At 59.2% G+C, this 18,945-nt stretch carries 14 protein-coding genes; 10 read left to right on the plus strand and 4 right to left on the minus strand.

Features of this window, described 5'->3' with window-relative positions:
- Positions 1-346: 346 nt before the first annotated feature.
- Both G7020_RS10010 and G7020_RS10015 read right to left on the minus strand, forming a co-directional pair.
- Complete coding sequence (locus G7020_RS10010) at positions 347-1,138, minus strand: hypothetical protein (RefSeq protein ID WP_009616203.1); 792 nt, start codon at positions 1,136-1,138, stop codon at positions 347-349.
- A 6-nt stretch (positions 1,139-1,144) separates the two neighbouring features.
- On the minus strand, positions 1,145-2,056 hold the full coding sequence (locus G7020_RS10015; RefSeq protein WP_009616204.1) for a helix-turn-helix transcriptional regulator: 912 nt from the start codon (positions 2,054-2,056) through the stop codon (positions 1,145-1,147).
- 81 nt (positions 2,057-2,137) lie between these two features.
- On the opposite strand from G7020_RS10015, the gene G7020_RS10020 reads away from it, so the two are divergent.
- The 7 genes from G7020_RS10020 to G7020_RS10050 all read left to right on the plus strand — a co-directional run bounded on the left by G7020_RS10020 (position 2,138) and on the right by G7020_RS10050 (position 12,672).
- Positions 2,138-3,331, plus strand: a complete 1,194-nt coding sequence (locus G7020_RS10020) for a hypothetical protein (protein ID WP_009616205.1) — start codon at positions 2,138-2,140, stop codon at positions 3,329-3,331.
- Positions 3,328-5,583, plus strand: a complete 2,256-nt coding sequence (locus G7020_RS10025) for a Mov34/MPN/PAD-1 family protein (RefSeq protein WP_181083956.1) — start codon at positions 3,328-3,330, stop codon at positions 5,581-5,583. The genes G7020_RS10020 and G7020_RS10025 overlap by 4 nt, the downstream gene beginning before the upstream one ends.
- A 45-nt stretch (positions 5,584-5,628) precedes the next feature.
- A complete protein-coding gene (locus G7020_RS10030) occupies positions 5,629-6,699 on the plus strand; it encodes a ComEC/Rec2 family competence protein (protein ID WP_023087039.1) in 1,071 nt (356 codons plus the stop codon).
- 250 nt (positions 6,700-6,949) lie between these two features.
- Complete coding sequence (locus tag G7020_RS10035) at positions 6,950-8,110, plus strand: hypothetical protein (RefSeq protein WP_181083958.1); 1,161 nt, start codon at positions 6,950-6,952, stop codon at positions 8,108-8,110.
- A complete protein-coding gene (locus G7020_RS10040; RefSeq protein WP_181083961.1) occupies positions 8,103-8,852 on the plus strand; it encodes a condensin complex protein MksE in 750 nt (249 codons plus the stop codon). The genes G7020_RS10035 and G7020_RS10040 overlap by 8 nt, the downstream gene beginning before the upstream one ends.
- Positions 8,853-8,854: 2 nt before the next feature.
- The gene (locus G7020_RS10045; protein WP_181083963.1) at positions 8,855-11,779 is read left to right on the plus strand and encodes a hypothetical protein; all 2,925 of its coding nucleotides are present in this window, start codon (positions 8,855-8,857) and stop codon (positions 11,777-11,779) included.
- A gap of 83 nt (positions 11,780-11,862) precedes the next feature.
- The gene (locus G7020_RS10050) at positions 11,863-12,672 is read left to right on the plus strand and encodes a hypothetical protein (protein WP_181083965.1); all 810 of its coding nucleotides are present in this window, start codon (positions 11,863-11,865) and stop codon (positions 12,670-12,672) included.
- Between the two features lie 97 nt (positions 12,673-12,769).
- On the opposite strand, the gene G7020_RS10055 is transcribed toward G7020_RS10050, so the two are convergent.
- Positions 12,770-13,366 carry a hypothetical protein gene (locus tag G7020_RS10055; protein WP_009616212.1) on the minus strand — a complete coding sequence of 199 codons (597 nt, stop codon included), beginning with the start codon at positions 13,364-13,366 and terminating at the stop codon, positions 12,770-12,772.
- Positions 13,367-13,981: 615 nt separating this feature from the next.
- On the opposite strand from G7020_RS10055, the gene radC reads away from it, so the two are divergent.
- The gene (gene radC / locus G7020_RS10060; protein WP_181083967.1) at positions 13,982-14,491 is read left to right on the plus strand and encodes a RadC family protein; all 510 of its coding nucleotides are present in this window, start codon (positions 13,982-13,984) and stop codon (positions 14,489-14,491) included.
- A 52-nt stretch (positions 14,492-14,543) separates the two neighbouring features.
- Here the strand turns inward: radC and G7020_RS10065 are convergent, their stop codons facing one another.
- A complete protein-coding gene (locus G7020_RS10065) occupies positions 14,544-15,353 on the minus strand; it encodes a hypothetical protein (RefSeq protein WP_181083969.1) in 810 nt (269 codons plus the stop codon).
- Between the two features lie 589 nt (positions 15,354-15,942).
- On the opposite strand from G7020_RS10065, the gene G7020_RS10070 reads away from it, so the two are divergent.
- Both G7020_RS10070 and G7020_RS10075 read left to right on the plus strand, forming a co-directional pair.
- The gene (locus G7020_RS10070) at positions 15,943-16,773 is read left to right on the plus strand and encodes a DUF932 domain-containing protein (RefSeq protein ID WP_181083971.1); all 831 of its coding nucleotides are present in this window, start codon (positions 15,943-15,945) and stop codon (positions 16,771-16,773) included.
- Positions 16,774-16,851: 78 nt separating this feature from the next.
- On the plus strand, positions 16,852-18,879 hold the full coding sequence (locus G7020_RS10075; protein ID WP_181083973.1) for a ParB/RepB/Spo0J family partition protein: 2,028 nt from the start codon (positions 16,852-16,854) through the stop codon (positions 18,877-18,879).
- Positions 18,880-18,945: the final 66 nt, after the last annotated feature.

Raw genomic sequence — 18,945 nt, forward strand, 5'->3', positions numbered from 1 at the left:
CCCGGTTGAGTGGCCGGATGGCCGTGGAATCAGTGGCCGGATGCGCGTGGAATGGGTGGCCGGATCAGCGTGGAATCGGTGGTCAGATGCTCATGGAATGGGTGGCCAGATGACCGTGGAATCCGCACTCCATGGGTCTGGCTGGATGGACACACTGTGAGGTTCAGTGCCTTATCGGGACAACCCGCTGCGGCGTACAGGGGCAGACTTGGTGCGATTATTGGTTGCTAGATAGCTTTCAGTGATGTTATTTCATCGCTGAGGTTGTGGCAGTTCTCCAGTTAATTCGATCCTGCCCCTTATCCCAGCAGCTCAGCCGGCTGCACGGGAGTGCAGCCGGAGGGGATCATTCTGTAGATGTCGATTTTGGTGCCTTCTTTCGTGATGCTGAAGAAGTCAGCGACGGCAGGCACTCAAACAGACGTTCCGCATACACAAACCCCATACGTCTCACGGCACTCTGATCGAAATACAGCAGCCAGGCCGCGAGTAACGCCATCGAAATAAGCAGCGTCAAGCCAGCAGCGAGCCCCGGGTCTGCAAAATGCACGGGGTAAAAATGGGGAGGCGTGATCTGCAGAACCTTTGCAATCAGTAATCCGTAGAGGATTCCCAGGAGGCTCGACAGGATGCCGACAGGCTTCATCGCCAGCATATTGCGGTGGAATCCGTAGGCAATATTCTCTTTCAGTAGGAGTTGCTTATTGGTACGCGTGAGTTCGCGAAGTCGCTTGGTTGCTCCGATGTAGATGTCGTCCGCTTTGTCAGGGTTCGCTGATTCTTCTTCTGCCGTTGGTATGTCAATACCCAGTTTAGTTGTGATCGCAGAGTGGTACCTCTGCTTGCTGACGCTATCGAGAAAATTGTCGCGATGCCGCAGGGCTATGGTTGTAGGCATGCCGCCCCATTTTTTGACTAAAAGCTCTTCAAGCTTTTTGCCGCGCCCACGTGCCACGCTCGCAAGCGCGTAAATGGCGCCGCAGCCGCCAAGTAAACCGATAACACCTGTGAGCACAGGATGCTTTGCTCCGTATACGCATAGCAAAGGGACGAGCAATGGCAACGCTACGAGAAGACCTGGAACCACGCGAGCTTTGCGCTCGTATGGGTCTTTAACTAGTTCGAAAATTGTTGTCATGGGAGGTCAGGCCTGGGCTGTTAAAGCATCGATGTAGGGTTGGATTTCATCACGATTTCTCAGCGTGATCTGTTGCGCGAGAGGGTCTGGCGCTTCCTTGGTATGCAAGCCCAAACGCCTTAGCGTGTAGTACAGAAACGCTTGACGGCAGGGAAGCTTGACCTGCCCTTCTTCCATGCCGTAATCCAGCTCCAATACTCGTTTTTTGGCTGCAGGCAAATCGGGATGCGGTGCAAGCACTAGCGTCAACACGTTGTGCCAATGAGCATCCTGGCTGGAGTCCACATGACTCGGCTCGAAACCTTCGATGTGCAAAATTCGAGCGAGAACAAAATCGCTAAAGCGCTGACGCTTGTGGCAATACGCTCGCACGTGCCAGCGAAAACCGTCATTGCCGAGAGCGTGCGGCGAAAGCAGTCGGATTGACTCGTCTAGAGACGTCATGGACTGGTAGCTCACTCGAATAGCTTCCTGCTGCCGAATAGCCCGGACCACTGCTTCTACCGTCTCTTCATTGATTGAGCGCCAGGGGGATGGAGCCCAATCTGTTTCGGGGGCTGAGCCAATAAAGCTGGCTCTCGGTTCGACAACGCCCATCTTGGTTGCCAGTAGTTCCGCTAGATAGCGTTGAGCCGAGCTTCGTTGGTACAGCGGTTGAAAGTGTGAGGTGGCGGTGTAGGTCTTGGAGCGACGGTCATAGGTCAGATTGCTCGGCGCCAGCTCTGTGTACTTAGCAATGTCCAGTGATGCCTGAGGAACCGATATGGCGAAATGCTCGGTGAGATCCATCCGATTGATGCGTCGCTCCCAGCGCAGACGAAAATCGATGAATTGCAACCTGCTCTCCAGACCCCAGCTCAAGCTCTTGGGCTCAGAGGGTTCGACATTAGTATTCGAGGCTTTTTTCATAGTCACCATCTAAAAAGTAGACGGATATAAAAAATATCCGTACATTAAGTGTACGTGACTGCTGCTTTGGTCGTCTACCTGGAGACCCAGATGCCTACAACCATCACATTCTTTCCCGTAGACAACGGGGATATGGCCCTCATCAAGTTTGGCGATGTGGACGCAACCACCCTACTGATCGACATAAACATTAGGCAGGACGCTGACGACCCGGATGGGGTGGCACGTGATGTCGCCAGGGATCTGCGAGACCGTTTGAAGCGGGATGAGAACGGAAGACCTTATGTCGATGCATTCTTGCTGAGCCACCCGGATCACGATCATTGCCGGGGGCTGACGCGGCATTTCTATCTGGGACCGCTGGACAAGTACCCCGATGACAAAAAGGACGATAAGGACAAGAAAATCGTGATCCGCGAGATGTGGTCGTCCCCCATCGTGTTTCGACGCGCCAGCAAGACGCACACCCTGAGTGACGATGCCAAGGCATTCAACACGGAGGCGCGTCGGCGGGTGCAGGTTAATCGCGATAAGAATTTTGCTGTTGGGAGCGGTGATCGTATTCAGATCATGGGCGAGGACATCGACGGAAAAACTGACGATCTCACTCCGATTGTGCGGAGGGTAGACACGAGCTTCTCGACGATCAATGGCAAGACTTCTGCGTACTTCTCCGCTCTTCTTCTAGCGCCCTTGGATGCCCAGGACGACGAGGAAGAGGAGCAGAATCTGATCAAAAACCAGTCAAGCGTGATCCTGAATATCACATTGGCCGCTGACGCACAGACGCCAGATGGCGCGAAGTTTCTTACTGGTGGCGATGCTGAGGTGTTCATTTGGAACCGCCAATGGCAGCGCCACAAGGCTGAAGCCGATGTGCTTGAGTACGACATTATGCAGGCGCCGCATCATTGCTCTTGGCATTCGCTGTCCGAAGACAGCTGGTCTACCCATCGCGAAAAGGCCAAGCTCGACGCCGACGCTCGTAAGGCGCTTTCGCAGACTCGTGACGGTGCCGTCATCGTTGCTAGTTGTATGCCTATTGCAGACGACGACAGTGATCCCCCCTGCATCCGTGCAAAGCGTGAGTACGTCGCAATCGTGGGTGAAGCAAATGGCGAGTTTTACTGCACGGGCGAATACCCGAGCGAAAAATCTGTTGAGCCTCTCGTGTTTACCGTCACTACTCAGGGGGTGCAGCCTCCCTCGAAGAAAGAAGCTGGATCGAAGGCCGCAGCCGTGATTACCTCTGCGCGTACCCCCATGCCGCACGGCGCATCGTGATGGACAGGATTGCGGATGCACTGCATCAGCTTCAGCGGCATCGAGGTCTGGTCCGCGTTGGGGAGCCAAGGGTAAGCGGTGAATTAACGCAGATCGAAGTCGATGTTGCTGTTGAGCTGCCGAGCCGGTCTCGGCGCTATGGCGTATCCGAGACCGGCGTACGTTCGGTCGAGACATGCATTCTGGTCTTCGACAATGACTGGCCGCTATCCGCGCCCAAGCCTTTCTTGCGTACGGACTTTCCGCTCAGCTTGCCGCACATCAACCCCCATCGCGAAGGCGAGTTGGTCTCACCTTGCCTGTTCGAGGGGGCATTGGACGAGCTGCTGCATCGGTTTGGTCTGGACGCGATTATCGATCAATTAATCGATTGGCTGCACAAGGCTGCAGCTGGGGCGTTGCTGAATCTTGAGCAGGGGTGGGAGCCGACGCGTCGAGACAGTTGTCCTTCGACCATTGTATTCAGCGCCGAGAAGGTCGCGTCCGCTGCTCCCGCTGACGGCTCGATTTTGATCGTTCCCGTAAGCTATGTGACGATTGATGATGGCCTATACGCCATCATCAATACCGAACTGACCGCCCAAGTCGATCCTGTGTTCTATCAGGACGCTCACAACGACAAGCTGGGTAAATGGGGAAACGGTCATACGGCGGCCTTCATCGCACGCGCTCCAACAACCGACGGCCTTCATCATGTGATCGAACGTTATCAACCGGAGACGGTTTTCGATCTCGCGACGTTGCTTGATCGAGCTGCGGAGCTCGGCATTGATCGCGACGCTTTGGCCAAAAGTCTGGATGGTTTTTACGGACACTCGATCCTGGATATGCAACAGGACTCGCGCGGCTGGGTGCATGGTTTGTACGCGGTTGTGATTCTGACTGTGCAAAGGCCTGTATCGCTTGTGGGCTCACCAGGGCGAAGTATTGAGGTACTGCCCTATGTGGTGCGCTATGAGCTCAACGCTCAATCGCTCCTAGAGCGAAGCGCCACGGTTCACCCAGCCTTTCATGCGCATGCATTGTCTCCCGAACTGTTGGCAAGGACGTCCGGCATTCCAGCGGCGACCACATCTCAGCCGCTGGTCATGCTCGGCTGCGGAAGTGTAGGGTCGAAAATCGCGATGCATCTGGGGCGAGCCGGTTTCGGTTCAATGGCTTTTGTCGACAACGAATCCATGTCGCCTCACAACGCAGCACGGCATGCACTCATTGAGCGGGCATCAGTGCTGGTCCCACCTCGAAAGGCTTCTCTGATGAAGACGGCCTTTGAGGAGCTGTCACATCTTCAATCGCGCGCGTTCGACGCCGACGCAGTGAGCCTACTAGTCGATCCAGCACAGTTCGCCACAGCTGTTCCGCAGGATGCAGCGCTTATCGTGGACGCAACAGCTTCACTTAAGGTGTTAGCCGCAGAAACACAGTCGACAGCGCTGGATCAATCACCTGCTCGGCTGGTACGGATCACGATGTACGGTCAGGGCCGCTGTGTTGCAGTTTTGCTCGAAGGACTTGGCCGCGACGGTCGGGTTGATGACCTCACGGCATTTTTATTCGAGTGCTGCCGATTTGTGCCGGAGCTGCGTGCGTCGATTGCCGGTGATACTTCTGAGCCGACGCGTATCTTTGTGGGTGACAACTGCCGCTCACTGACCATGCCAATGTCTGATGCCGTCGTTTCGCGGTCTGCTTCACTGGCTGGGCTGCAACTGGAACGCTGGCTCATTGACGGGCTTCCTAAGGAAGCGACTCTTTGCGCTGGGATCTCGGATGCCGAAGGCCTCGGCATAGCATGGACTCGCACCAGCCTTGGTCCTACCACTGTGCTCGATGTGGCGGACGATGGTGGTTGGAGCATTCGGATTCTGCACCCGGTCGCGCAAGCGATCCATGCTGATGCGCTGCGCTGGGGTGCGTTGGAAACAGGCGGTGCCTTGGTCGGCCGCATCTCGTTTGAAAATCGAACCATCATCATTGCGGGGCTTGTTGACGCACCGCCAGACAGCGTTCGAGAGGCCGCACGCTTCGTTTTGGGCACCGATGGGCTTGTTCAAAATTTGCTTACTGCGAATTCGACCTCTTTGGGATATCTCGCCTTTATCGGCACTTGGCACAGCCACCCGAAAGGCGGTGCTCATTCGGGTATAGACCGACATACGTTGCGCGGCATCGCCGAGGATGCTGGTGGTCTTCCTGCTGTGTCGTTGGTATGGACTCCGACAGGACTCACATGTGCGGTGGATCGCTGGTAGGTGGAGAACCACCGGCACTTCGTTGGTATTAGGCAAGAGGGATGTATGGCTGACTACTTTGAGATCGATTTTCTTGGCGTCGAAACAGCGAAGAGCGGGGATGCAATCACGCTGCGCTACTCGGTAAATGGCACCGAAGGCATACACGTGGTTGACGGTGGGTATCTGGATACCGGTGATCAGATCGTTGAACACCTGAAAACCTACTATGGCACAACGGTTATCGATCACGTGATCCTCACGCATCCGGATCGCGATCACGCCAATGGGCTTCGAAAAGTCTTGGAGCAATGTACGGTCAGGAATCTCTGGATCAATAGGCCGTGGATATATGCAGAGCAGTTGATAGATCGATTCGAGACCTATGAGTCAGTGGAAGCGCTGAGGCGGAAATTACGTTCTGTCTACGATGCCACTGCAGCGCTTGAGGGCATTGCGCTTGAGAAGGGAATCCCCATTCATGCCCCGCTTCAGGGGCAGAGCATCGGTCCCTTCACGGTGATGGCACCGACGCTAGGTCGCTACATGGACTTAATCGTGGATTCCACGAAGACACCTGAGGCTGTTGAAGAGGGTGCCATGGATAGTGCTCTGAGCAGCATTTTTCGGGCAGTTAAGGCTGCGACTTCCTACATCAAATCCTTGTGGGGCGACGAGTATTTTCCCTCTGCGCCAACTAGTCGTGAAAATGAAATGAGTGTAGTCCAGTCAGCTGTCCTGAATGGTCATCGCGTCATGCTTACTGGCGACGCCGGGCGTGAAGCGCTGCAAGAGGTGATTGACTACGCACCTTTTGCGGGACTTACGTTGCCCGGCATTCGGTATTTCCAGGTGCCGCATCATGGCGGGCGACACAATGTTTCGACTGAGATTCTGGATCAGTTGGTTGGCCCAAGGTTGGACAGCATGCCAGACAAACATACCTGGAATGCCATATGCAGCTCCGCTAAGGCGGATGAGGATCATCCACGGAAGTCGGTGATTCGCGCTGTACTGCACCGGGGTGGGCACTGGGCAGCAACCGAAAGCAAGAACATACGCATCGGGGCGGGTATTACCCGTGATGGTTGGGTATCAATTCCCCAAGCAGCGTATCCCGAAGAGCAAGAAAGTTGAGTCTAGTAGAGGCGCGGCCCTGCTTTTTAGGCTCCAGAGCATGGGCAGTCTATGGCCCATTTATCTGTAGTAGGTCCGAGGCTCAATGAAACCACGGTCTTTCATTCGTGCGCTTGGTGACTGCTGGGACATCGTAAGTACCATCTGGTCTCGATACGAAACCCGCACCCTGACCGAGCGTGAACTGCTGCATATCGTACGCCCGTTCACTATCGGTACCGACCAGCCTGAGCAGGTTGCAGTCAAGCGCATGGTCGATATCGGCATCCTTTCGGAGTTCTCCCGCGGTGGGCAGGGCTATTCGCTGAACCTGCAGATCGTGCCCTTTGTGCAGTTTTTGCTTGATGAGCAGAGTCTGGGCTTGATCGAGGAGATCAGCGCTAACGCCAACAGGCTCGAGGGGCACCTTGAAGAGCTGGCTGCGGCCCTGCTCAGCGGTCGGCGCACGGGTTTTTTCGCCAAGTCCCAGGAGATGCAGTCGCGCTTTCAGACGTTGCGCCGCATGGTCGAATCTAATACGCGTGCTATCTACGCGCTGGTGGACAAGGCCAAGCGCTCGGATCAGAGCCAGCCGCTGGCCGAGCGTTATGAGCAGGTGATCAAGGCCTGGGACGAGTACGTAACACCGGCACTACAGATGAAGAGCATGGGTGGGCCGTTCGATCTTTCGCTCATGCGCATCAAGCGCACTCTGCAGGAGTGGCAGCAGGACCCGGCGCTGCACCTGCTGAGTATGGATGATGCACGCTACGAAATCGACAGCATCCTGTTTCGCATGCTCGATTTTCGCGAGAGTCTCAATCATTCGATCGAGAACATGGCGAGCCATCTGGCGCCGCTGGTGCGCCAGGCGCAAATTAATGCGCGCATTGCCCAGGGAGCTGCGCTGGGCCTTCAGGACCTTGGCCACCACAACAGCCAATTGGCGCGCAGCGACACTCTGGCCCTGCCGCCGCGCAAGCGACGCGTCCATAAGCCTGACCAGGATTCGCTGCAGGCCTGGTGGGCGCAGCTCAAGGAGCTACAGTCGATTGCTCCCGACGCGATTCTCGTGCGCGTCCCCTCGGCCGCAGCGCTCGAGGCCCGCGAGCGGCGGGAGATGTCCCCGCAGATGCTCTTGTGGCTGAAGAGTCAGCAGCCTGTCGAGGATGTCGTCGCGAAGCTGATGGTTCAGTACCCCAAGGCCCGGCCTGACTCGGTGTTGCGCGTGCTGACCCGCTTGACGATGGAAGATAAGACTGCGCCTTTCATCCAACGCCACGACGACATGCAGCACTACCGATTCGAGGACCTCGAAATCCGTATGAACCGGCGCTCATACAATGCCGAACCGGCCCCGCGGCGATTGGCCCCGATCGCCTTCTACAGCCATTACGAACCCTTGCCTACCCGGGAACCCGCCGATGGATGATCTGCCTCAGGACGAGTCTGCCGAGGATCTCGAGCTGTCGCTCGAAGATCGAGTGCGCGATGCCAGACACTATACCCAGCGCCTCGAGCGAGAGCTCCGCCTGTTCTCCCGGATTGTCGAGGCGCTCGAGGCGGGGCGCTTTATCAGCAGCACCGACCGGATCAAGGAATATCGCGAGCTGTCGCGCTTTCAGGACACCTACGAGGTGTTGTTGCGCATGATGGGGCATGAGCTTCGACATCACACCACAGGGTTTTACTATCTGCAGCCGCGCGAGATGAGTCAGGCCCAGCTGCCCCAGCGCGAGCGCATGGCAGCCGCGGCGATCTTCTCCCTGATCGAGCACCTGTGCGACAAGGGATTGCCGATCGAATCGATGATCACCCATGAAGAACCCATCCTCCTCGACGACCTGGGAGCGATGTTCAGCCAGTGCCACGACCGGCTCACCCGTCTTGGACTGGGCAGTGTGGAGTCATTCATCGACAACGGCATTCGCCGGCTGGTCGACGTCGGGGTGATGAATGAACGCCGTCTCTCCCAAGACAAGGTCGCCTACACCTTGGGCCTGCCGGCCTACTTCTACCTCGACATCTGCCGGAACCTGGCTGAACAGCATCAGCAACAGCTCGAGGCCCAAGAGCGCGGGGAAGGCTATTCCTACAGCGACCGCTCGGTGGACGAGCTGGCAGACGACTTTCTGAATACCCAGCCCAACGAAGACGACGAGACCCCGGAGTAACGATGCGCAGCAAAGCACTCAAGACCCGCTGGGGCGTGCGCCATTACGCCATGGTCAACTCCGGCAACCACATCATGTCGGTTTTTCCCATGGACGGGCCGCTGAGCATCTGCGGACACAACAACTTGGGTAAGACCCAGGCGCTGCAAAGCATGCAGTTTCTCTTCTTCACCCACCTTGCACACATGCACTTCGGCGCCCACCAGGCCAACACCAGCCGCGCATTCTTCTTTCCCAGCGACCACAGCTACCTACTGATGGAGGTGCTGACCCCCGACGGCGTGTTCATCGTCGGTGCTCACGGCAAGGGACCTACCGCCGGCAACGAATATGAACTGTTCGTGGCTAAAGGTGAGCTGGACATGGGTGATTTCGTCGACCCGATCAACCGCATACGCCCCTACAAGGAGCTGTTCCGGCACTGGTACGAACGGGGCATCGAGGTGCGCAACCTGACCCGAGAACAGATGCGCCAAATGCTCTACGGAGAGAGCGGGCGGGTCAAAGGCGGCGACTGGGACGTGACCATAGTGCCGCTGGCGAACGCCAACGAAAGGCGCTACCAGGTGTTCCGCCAGATCTATCGCAACCTGCTCACTCAGCAGCTACTCAAGAGCCGCGAGATCAAGGAGCTCATCCTCAACGTCTTCAGTGAAAAGCTGAGCAATGCCAATTTGAATTTCCTCGAGGTCCGCGAGCGCGCGTTCCAGCGCTTTCGTCTTGCCGAGCGGGAAGTCGAGCGACTTGCGTACCGCCGCGAGGACATCCTCGCCCTCGGCAAGGAATACGACGAATACACCGAACTTTCGCAAGAAGGCGGCTGGTTGGCGCGCGAGCTGCGGGTAAACCTGACCCTGGCGGTGGAGCGGGCACCGCTATGCATCGAGGAGCTCAACGCGCTTCACAAGGAAGAAATCGAAAAGCGCGCCAAGCTCAACGAACAGCTTAATAGCCGCATGCAAGAACGCGATCGAGCGGTCGAGCAGCGCATCACCTTGGCCGGCCGGCTGACCCGCCTCGACGAGTTACGTGAGCGCAATGCGATGACCTGCCGCGAGACGGTCGAGAAATCGATTCGCACACTGGCAGCCCAGCACGCCACGCTCAGCGATCAGTTGCGCCAGGCTGACATCTACGATGTGGCAACCGTCAGTAGCAGACTGCGTCACACTGAACATGAAATTCGCAAGCTCAACAAGCGACTGGAGCAGGTCCGCAATGGCGACGGACTGTTGGATACCCAAGGCTTTGTCGACGCGGAAAAGGCCGAGCTGTCGCGGCTGCTTCGCAGCGACATGTTCAGCCTTGAGGCCGCAGCACTGACTGAAATCCACCCGGGCAGTTTCAACAATTGGGTACGCACCCAACTCATGTCGAAGGAAGGGCTGCTCAATTTACAGGGTTTCGAGTTAGACCTGACCGATCTGCCTCCAATGGATTTTCATAGCGATGATCCGGCGCAGCTGCAACAGTCAATCGCCATGTACCAAGAGGACCTGGCCAAGCTTCAGGGGCAACTCGAGGTTGCCCAGAACCAGACGCTCAAGCGTACCGAATTGGAGTCGCTGGCAAAGCAGCTGGGCAACCAGCAGGGCTACCTGCAGGAACTGACCGAGCTCGAGGCCTTGGAAACCACCGAGACTGTTGATCGCCAAGTGCTCGAGGGTGTGATGATGTGTCTCGCCCAGATCGACGAGTGGCTGCAAGGGCACCAGGAGCGGATCGAGGGTGCCACCCAGACCATCAACGTTATCGAGCAGAAGCTCAACGATGCCATCGAGCAGGCACGCCAGCTCAAGGACGTGCAGCAGCACCGCCAGATCCAGAGCAGTCCCTTCATTCCCGCTGAAGGGCCGAACGAGGACTTCGAGCGCGATCTCACCGGGTACAACTTCGGTGGCACGTTGAATCGGCTGGAGTGGATCAGCAACGCGCTCGACCGCATAGCCCTGACCATGAAGAACTACCAGCACTCGATCGTTGGCGACCTACCTGATCTTGCCCGACATGCGAATCTGAGCGATCTGGTGCAGCATGCACGTGAGCGGTTGGAAACGCTGCCGCAGATGCGTGAGATGCTCAAGCGCTACCATCAGGAGGGCATTGCCCAGCTCTCGGGAGCTCTGCGCGATCTTTCCGAGAACTACGTGACGCTGGAACACGAGATATCGCTATTCAACCGCCGGATCAATGCGCGCAAAGTCTCGAACCTTCGTGGTTTCAGGTTAGATCTGAAGAGGAACGAGCCGATACTGGAAGCCATTAATATCCTGTCCTCATATATCGCCCAGGCTGACGAAAACGAGACCGACCTGTTCGGCCAGCAAGACGGGGGCGCATCCCAGGCCGGGCTGGTGCGTGCTATGGATCGGCTGTCTCGTCTGGTTGAAGATGGTCGTGACGGTACCCTCGAGCTCGGGGACTTATTCGACATCGGATTCACCGTGGAAGAGGTCAACGGCAAGGTCGTTGTCTGCAACGCACTCGACGAGCTGGCTTCTAATGGCTCGACCATGACGCTCAAACCGTTGTTGTATTTCTCTCTGATTCGCCACCTGACCGACCGCGGCGCCCGGGTCGAACCGTTCCTGCCGTTCTACTTGGACGAGATCGCTTCGGTTGATCCGAACAACCAGCGCACTATCTTGGCATTCAGCGAGAACCTTGGTTTCACCCCTGTGTTTGCATCCGTCGACCCGACTACCACGGTGCGCTATTGCATCAATATCAGTGAGTGTATCAACGCCGATAATCGTATCTATGTGACCCAGGCGGACTGGCAGCACTTCGATCACCACGAAGACGTCAAGCTGGGGCAGGCTCCGCAGCGAAGTGAGAGAGACGAGAAGTCCGAGGTAGACGTCGAGCAGTTCAGTGATAGCTTGCAGGTGGCGACCGCGAAGGCTGACACGGTAGCTCAGTCATGAGTCGGTCGAGAGAGCTGGAAATACTACAGCGGTTGCGCAAAGGGCCTGTCCCTTTGCGCAGTTGGCCGAAGGCGCTTGAGGCTGTGCTCGATCAGCTCAGAGTCTCCGGCATCGTCACGGTGGGCCGTGTGCCCGGACGAATATCGCCGCATGTGATTGTGCAGCATGCCGATTCTCTCGGGCAGCGTATTGCCCGGTTGCAGCCGCCCAAGGATTTGGAAAGCTGTTCGGTGCGCGGCTTGAACATTATCCACGGCGGCTCGAGCAAGCGCGGGGGGCGACTGCCCTCGCTCATGATCAGTTGTAGCGCTGGCGAGGCCGTCAGCTGGGAGGATGCACAGGGTAATATCCTGCAGTGGGAATCGCCTTCACCGGCGTTTCTGAAGTTGCTATGGCACGACGAGCGCAGACCCGACGCGACCCCCAAGCCAACCGGCCATGTGGTGCTAGTGGAAAACCGTGACACCCTGCTGCATCTGCCGACACGGCTGCCGGCAGTATTGAGCGGCGCGCTGGTGGCTCATTACGAAGGTTGGCTATCTGATCGGCTGCTGGCGCTGTTGGTGTCTTGGGAGGGCGCGAAGATCTGGCTGCTGCCTGACCTTGATCCAGTTGGTCTAGCCAATGCCCGGCGCATAGCCGAAGCCTTGCCCTGTGCGGGTATGCTGGTACCACTTCTGAGTCCCGAAATAGTCGATCAGTATGGAGACGAAACCATCTGGCGGGAGAGCTTTGCTCTGGTCCCGGCGCTGCTTCCTTGGCTAGAGCAGCAGGACCCACCCCTGCGGGATCTGTTCGCCCTGCTCAAATGCAAGGGTAGAGGTGTTGAGCAGGAGTATTGCCTGGCAGTGCCCTCGACCGTACTTGAACCCATAGAACTAAGAAGGGGCTGATCGCCCGACTTACCCAGTCGCAGTGGCCAATCCGATTAGTCCGGTGCGACTCTATGAGCTGCTTCAGCGGCTCCGAGAAGAGCCGCTGAAGCTTCATTTAGTTTTCTTCGAGGTTGTTAGCATAGATGTCACCCATTGCCTCGTACTTTGCTTTGATGAGATCAATGGGTGGATTTTTTGCCACAAGGTGCTTCTTGTTGAACAACGCCGGGAAAAATTCTCTGGCTAAGTCTGGTGGCACTATGGCAGTCGAAAACCACAAGTGATTCCAAGCTATAAACTCTCTTTCTGTTTCAATAGCAAAAACTGGTGAGGGCTGGAGCTTGCGGAGTTTTCGCGCCTGCTCCCTGCCGTCAATTGGGCGTGGTACGCGAACCTCATTGCCTTTCTTGTCCCAGCCTATCCAGTAGCTGTAATGGCCAACTCCGCCACCGGGCAGGACCGTCAGTTGAACGTAAGCTTTGTTGCGGAGCGGCAAGCGCATCTGGCAAATCCGCTGCATCAGGCGCATTGTGCTTTTTTGAAGGCGATCTTTTGCGGGCTCGTTCTTCAAAGTGTCCAGCAGATGGTTCCAGTTTTGGTAACCCAGGTGCTTTGCTTTGAGCTCCAGCTGACGACAGCGGGAAAGGTCGTCGGGCACGCTGTCCAGCTCCATGGCTCGAACCGCGTTAGCTACACATTCGAAATCGAACATCACAAATTTCCTCGACAAAATGCAGCCGCTAAAGCTTTCGCTTTGCTGAGCATGCTGCTTGCCGGGCGGGCCACAAGGGGAAAAATATGGGCTTCGATTTGAGCTGGTTTTCCTCGAGGCAGCAAGGCGGATACCAGAACCAGACTCGATCCTAGCAGCGGCCCTATAACGGATCAATATCTTCGTGCTGCTTGTGCTTATGAGAAACCTTCAATGGGCGACAGTTCATCTTTCGCCGCTGAGTTTTATCACTTCATTCTTTTTGACTTGAAGTTGCAAGTTCGTGTGTTCGCTATGCGTTGGTGTGCCTCGGCGTTCCGCCGTCGGGCTCGCGGGCGGCGCCCCGCGCCTCGTGCCGAGTCGCGGCCATTCGGCTTTGATCCCTGATACCTCCGGCCCTTGCGGGCCTGCGCGCTCCGCTTGCCGATCCGTGGCATGGGTGGAGTGGGGGCGGTCTTGCTGTTCCCTTCACCGTATCACGGCGTTCTCGCCGTCAAGGGCTGCGCGTGCCTTGCACGCTGGCGTCCTGGCGGCCGTCGTTGACCCCTGACAGCTGCGCTGCGCCGTGCTGGCGCCGGTTCCGGGCAATTCCGCCCGAGCAACCGGAGCACGATCATGTCGCAACTTTCCTTTTCCTCGTTCGATGCCATGCTGCTGGTGCGTGATGCACAGGGGCGCTACCTGCCTGCGTCTGCAGATCAGATCCTGAATATGGCGCGTCAGGTGATCGACCAGAAATACCAACGTGGAGCGTTGTTCACGTCGCCGGAGCTGGTCAAGGACTACCTGCGCACCAAACTGGCTGGTTTTGAGCACGAGGTGTTTGCGGCGCTATTCCTCGACAGCCAGCATCGGCTGCTTGAGTATGTGGAGTTGTTTCGCGGCACCATCGATGCGGCGGCGGTGTATCCACGGGAAGTGGTGAAGGAGGCATTGCGCGTCAACGCAGCGGCGGTGATTTTCTCGCACAACCATCCGAGCGGAAATCCAGAGCCCAGCCAGGCAGATAAGGTGCTGACCCAGCGCCTCAAGGAGGCCCTGGCGCTGGTGGATGTGCGCACGCTGGATCACATCATCGTGGGTGGCGAGGCAACTGCATCATTCGCAGAGCAGGAGCTGCTCTGACAGCAGGGGGCTTCGGCCCCTTTTTTGCTGCGCCCTGCCTGCTGGCCGTGCATCACTTGTCGCTATTGCGTTCGCGTTGTCGCAGTCGCTTCACGTAGGCGCTGTCTTTCAGTTCGTCAGGGCCCAGATCCAATGCGCAGTTCACCAGCGAGGCCAGCGTGGCATCGCTGAGCCTGAAGCCTTCGGGTAGCGGACCACCGCTCTGCTCGCTGTTCTCCTCGATGGCGGCGAAGAGTGCCTTGAAGAAGTCCGCAGGCGAGTGGCGTGTGGCCGCGGTTGCGGCTCGAGTCAGCGGATCTGTGGCCTCCAGTTCGGCGCCGTTGGCATCTCTGCCCAGCGCTCGAACGAACTGTTCCACGGTGGGCCAGTACTTCCATTCGAACTGGTTGCGAACGGTGTTCAGGCGCTCCTTCACATAGGCGTTAAAGAGGTAGTGATCCTTCGCTGCATCCTCAATTACGTTACAGACATGGTAGTGAGTGTCACTGCTGAAACCCGATGTATTGTGCAGGTTGGAGCGGTGCTCCAGCAGTTGGGCCAGTTCCTCGGCTTTCTGCGCAATCTGCTGGTTGGTGTCGACAAGTTCGTCCCGTTGACCACGAGCCCTGGCGATCTTATCTGGGGCCCAGAATGCTGCGGTACTGAGCAAGAGGCTCAGGAATGCCGGGAGTGCCCGAGGATGCAGGTGCAGTTTGTCGTACAGCTCACCGTAGGCCTCATTCAGCTCGAGGCGTCGCGCGAGCAGGCGATCAATGATGGCGTTTTCGCTGGGCAGGATGTTGTGCTCAACGTTGTAGGTTTTGTCGTCGATCAGGATGTTCTCGCAGGTTTGCTGCGGGGATGGGGTCGGTACGGTACGCATGTGTCTTCTCTGAGTGGTGAGGATGCTTTGCAGCGTAATGAGCCGAGTTGCGCTTGTCGGTACCCCAGAGCCCATTGTTCGACCTGCTCTCAGGTACCTTTGTTTTTTGGGCATCCCGGCCAATGGCCGGGCGCGCTGTCATGCTGTGCATCGAGCCACGCTGCGCGAGTCTCGCCCCATTCGGGTTTCCATCGTTCCCTCACTGCGTGCGGCTGATGCCTTCGGCCCGGCTAGGCAGGGCCTGCGCGCTGCGCTTGCGTGGCGTCTGCGCCAACGCTGTGGCCGTTACCTGTCATCCGCCTTTCCCTGACTTCATCACCTTGTCGCGACTGTAGCCCGCGGCCTTGAGCCGTCAAGGCGCGCCGGGCCGTGTCCTCGGCTGCGCCTGCGGTCCGCACCATCCCGGCGCTTGCCTCCTTGACGGCCCCCGTCCGCGCGCTCCTGACCGTCGCGGGCGATGAACTCAGGAAAGACGGTGGCAACGAGGCCGGCCCAGGTCTCCGCGCCGACCCCACCGGAAAAGCCGAAGCGGGCTCCGAATCTAGGAATCCGGTGGGGGTGACCAGCAAACCTTGTCAGGAGAACGACCATGCAACTTGCTTCCCGTTTCTCGTACCGCTCCCCGGTACTGCGCTCGGAATCCCCCTTGTCGGATGAGCAGATTCGCGCCGTGGCCCCGTCCATCTTCGCCGAGGCCCCGCACGAAAGCCGCTCCGAGCGCTACAGCTACATCCCGACCGCGACCGTGCTGCAGGAGCTGCGCAGCGAAGGCTTCGAGCCTTTCATGGTGTGCCAGACCCGCGTGCGTCGGGACGACCGGCGCGACTTCACCAAGCACATGATCCGCCTGCGCCACGCCAGTCAGATCGATGCCCGAGGCGAAGCCAACGAAATCATCCTGCTGAACTCGCACGACGGCACCAGTAGCTACCAGATGCTCGCCGGCATGTTCCGCTTCGTCTGCCAGAACGGCCTGGTCTGCGGCGACACCGTGGCGGACGTGTGTGTGCCGCACAAGGGCGACGTGGCCGCCCAGGTGATCGAGGGCGCCTACGAGGTGTTGCACGGCTTCGAGCAGGCGCAAGAGTCCCGCGAGGCTATGCGCGCCGTCACTCTGGGCGGCGGCGAGGCCGAAGTCTTCGCCCGTGCCGCACTCGCCCTCAAGTACGACGACCCCGACAAGCCGGCACCGATCACCGAAAGGCAGGTGCTGGCCCCGCGCCGTCTCGATGACAACCGCGCCGACCTGTGGAGCATATTCAACCGCACCCAGGAAAACCTCATTCGTGGTGGGCTGGCTGGGCGCGGCAGCAACGGGCGCCGCCAGCGCACCCGCCCCGTGCAGGGCATCGACCAGGACCTGCGCCTGAACCGTGCCCTGTGGCTGCTGGCCGATGGCCTGCGGCAATTGAAAGCCTGAACCCCACCCGGAGGGGCTGTCAGGCAGTCGGCTCCTCCATTTCAATCGCAGTCGTTATCCCTTGAATGGAGCACCACCATGAACGCGATCATCCCCACCGAAGCTGTTAGCGTGTCCGCCCTGCAAGTGGCCGACCCGACCAAGAACCTGCTGTTGCTTTCGCTGGCGCAACTGCTGCCGCGCCGTTCCAAACGCAATGCGCGCACCACGCCGCGCCTGTCCATCGACGAGTTGGCCGCGAGCATTTCCCGCATCGGCCTGCTGCAAAACCTTGTCGTCATTCTCGCCACCGATGGCAAGCATTACGAGGTGGTGGCCGGCGACCGCCGCCTGACTGCCTTGAAGCTGCTGGCGAAGAAAAAGCGCATCGCCGCCGACTTCGAGGTGCCGTGCCTGCTGGTGCCCGACGCTTCGGCCCGCACCGTCAGCCTCGCGGAGAACCTGCTGCGCGATCAGATGCACCCGGCCGACCAGTTCGAGGCCTTCGCCGCGCTGGTCAAGGAAGGCCGCCCCGTCGAGGATATCGCCGCCGACTTTGGCGTGACCCCGCTGGTGGTGCAGCGCCGCTTGAGGCTGGCGAACGTCTCGCCGCGTCTGATGGCGGATTACCGGGCCGGCAGCGTCACCCTGGAGCAGCTGATGGCCCTGACCATCACCGATGATTACGCCGTCCAGGAGGCCGCGTTCTACGATGCGCCGGAGTGGCAACGTGGCGCGGCGGCGCTCCGTGCTCGTCTGACGGAGCGTGAAATCGATGTCCGTCATCCGCTGGTGGGTTTCGTCGGGCTGGAGGCCTATACGGAGGTGGGCGGCGGCATCCGCCGCGACCTGTTCGCCGACGACGACAGCGGCACCTACCTCACCGATGCCGCGCTGCTGGAGACGCTGGTACGCGGCAAGCTGGAGGCACTGGCCGAGGAGGTGCGCGCCGAGGGCTGGGCCTGGGTGGAAGCCGTGCCGCAGTTCAGCTATGCGGATCGGCAGGCCTTCCAGAGCGCGTCGCGCATCCGCCGCGAACCGACCGCCCGCGAGGCGCGGCGTATCGCCTCGCTGCAAGCTCGGTTGGAAAAGGTCGATGCCGAGCTGGAGGACGCCTACGACACCGAGGACGAAGACAAGGTGCCGATGCTGGAGCAGCGGCGCGAACAGCTGGCCGCCGAGCTGCATGCCGTGGCTGAGTCCTTGCACGGCTACACCCCGGAAGTGCTCAGCGTGGCCGGCGCCGTGGTCACCATCGACCGCAGCGGCGAGGCGGTGATCCATCGCGGGCTGTTGCGCGAGGCCGAGGCCAACGCGCTGCGTACCCTGGAGCGGCTGCGCCAGGGCATCGGCGATAGCGAAGGTTCGAGCGACGAGGCGGGCGAGGGCACCGAGCTGCCCAGGGCGGCGAGCCTGTCCGACCGGCTGGCCCAGCGCTTGAGTGCCCATCGCACGGCGGCGCTGCAGATCGAAGTGGCCCGGCACCCGCAGGTCGCGCTGGCGGCCTTGGTGCATGGCATGGTGCACACCGCCCTGCAGGTCGATGATCACGGCGACAGCATGCCGCTCGGTGTGCGCCTGACCGTACGGGACCGACTCGATAGCCTGGCACCGGACTGGCCGGAGCCGCCCGCTGCCCTGGCGCTGCATGAGCTGCGCCAGGCCTGGGGCGAGAAGCTGCCGCAGGACGGCACCGCGCTGTTCGCTGCGTTGCTGGCGATGCCCCAGGACGAGCTGGTACGGCTGCTCGCGGTGTGCGTGGCGGTAACCGTCGACGTGGTCACACCGCGTGCGATCCAGCATCAGCCCGGAGCCGAGCTGGCGCAGGCCGTGGGACTGGACATGGCCGCATGGTGGAAGCCGACCGCCGAGGGCTACTTCAAGCATGTTGCCAAGGCGGTGATCCTGGAGGCGGTGGGCGAGTTCGCGCCGAAGCACGTTAATCGACTGGCCAAACTCAAGAAAACCGACATTGCCAGCGAGGCCGAACGGCTGGTCGAGGGCACTGGTTGGATGCCGGCCGTATTCACGGCAGGGCAGGGTGCGGAGGCGCAGACTATCCGGGAAGTGGCGGAGGAGCCGGCAGAGGCCGACGACGAGGTGCACGGACACACGTTGGCTGCCTGATGCGCTCGGCGCCCCGGCAAGGAAGCCGGGGCGCAGCTACCCGCGAAGAGATTCCTCGAGTTCTGC

Source organism: Stutzerimonas stutzeri, assembly GCF_013522825.1.
Lineage (GTDB): Bacteria > Pseudomonadota > Gammaproteobacteria > Pseudomonadales > Pseudomonadaceae > Stutzerimonas > Stutzerimonas stutzeri_AK.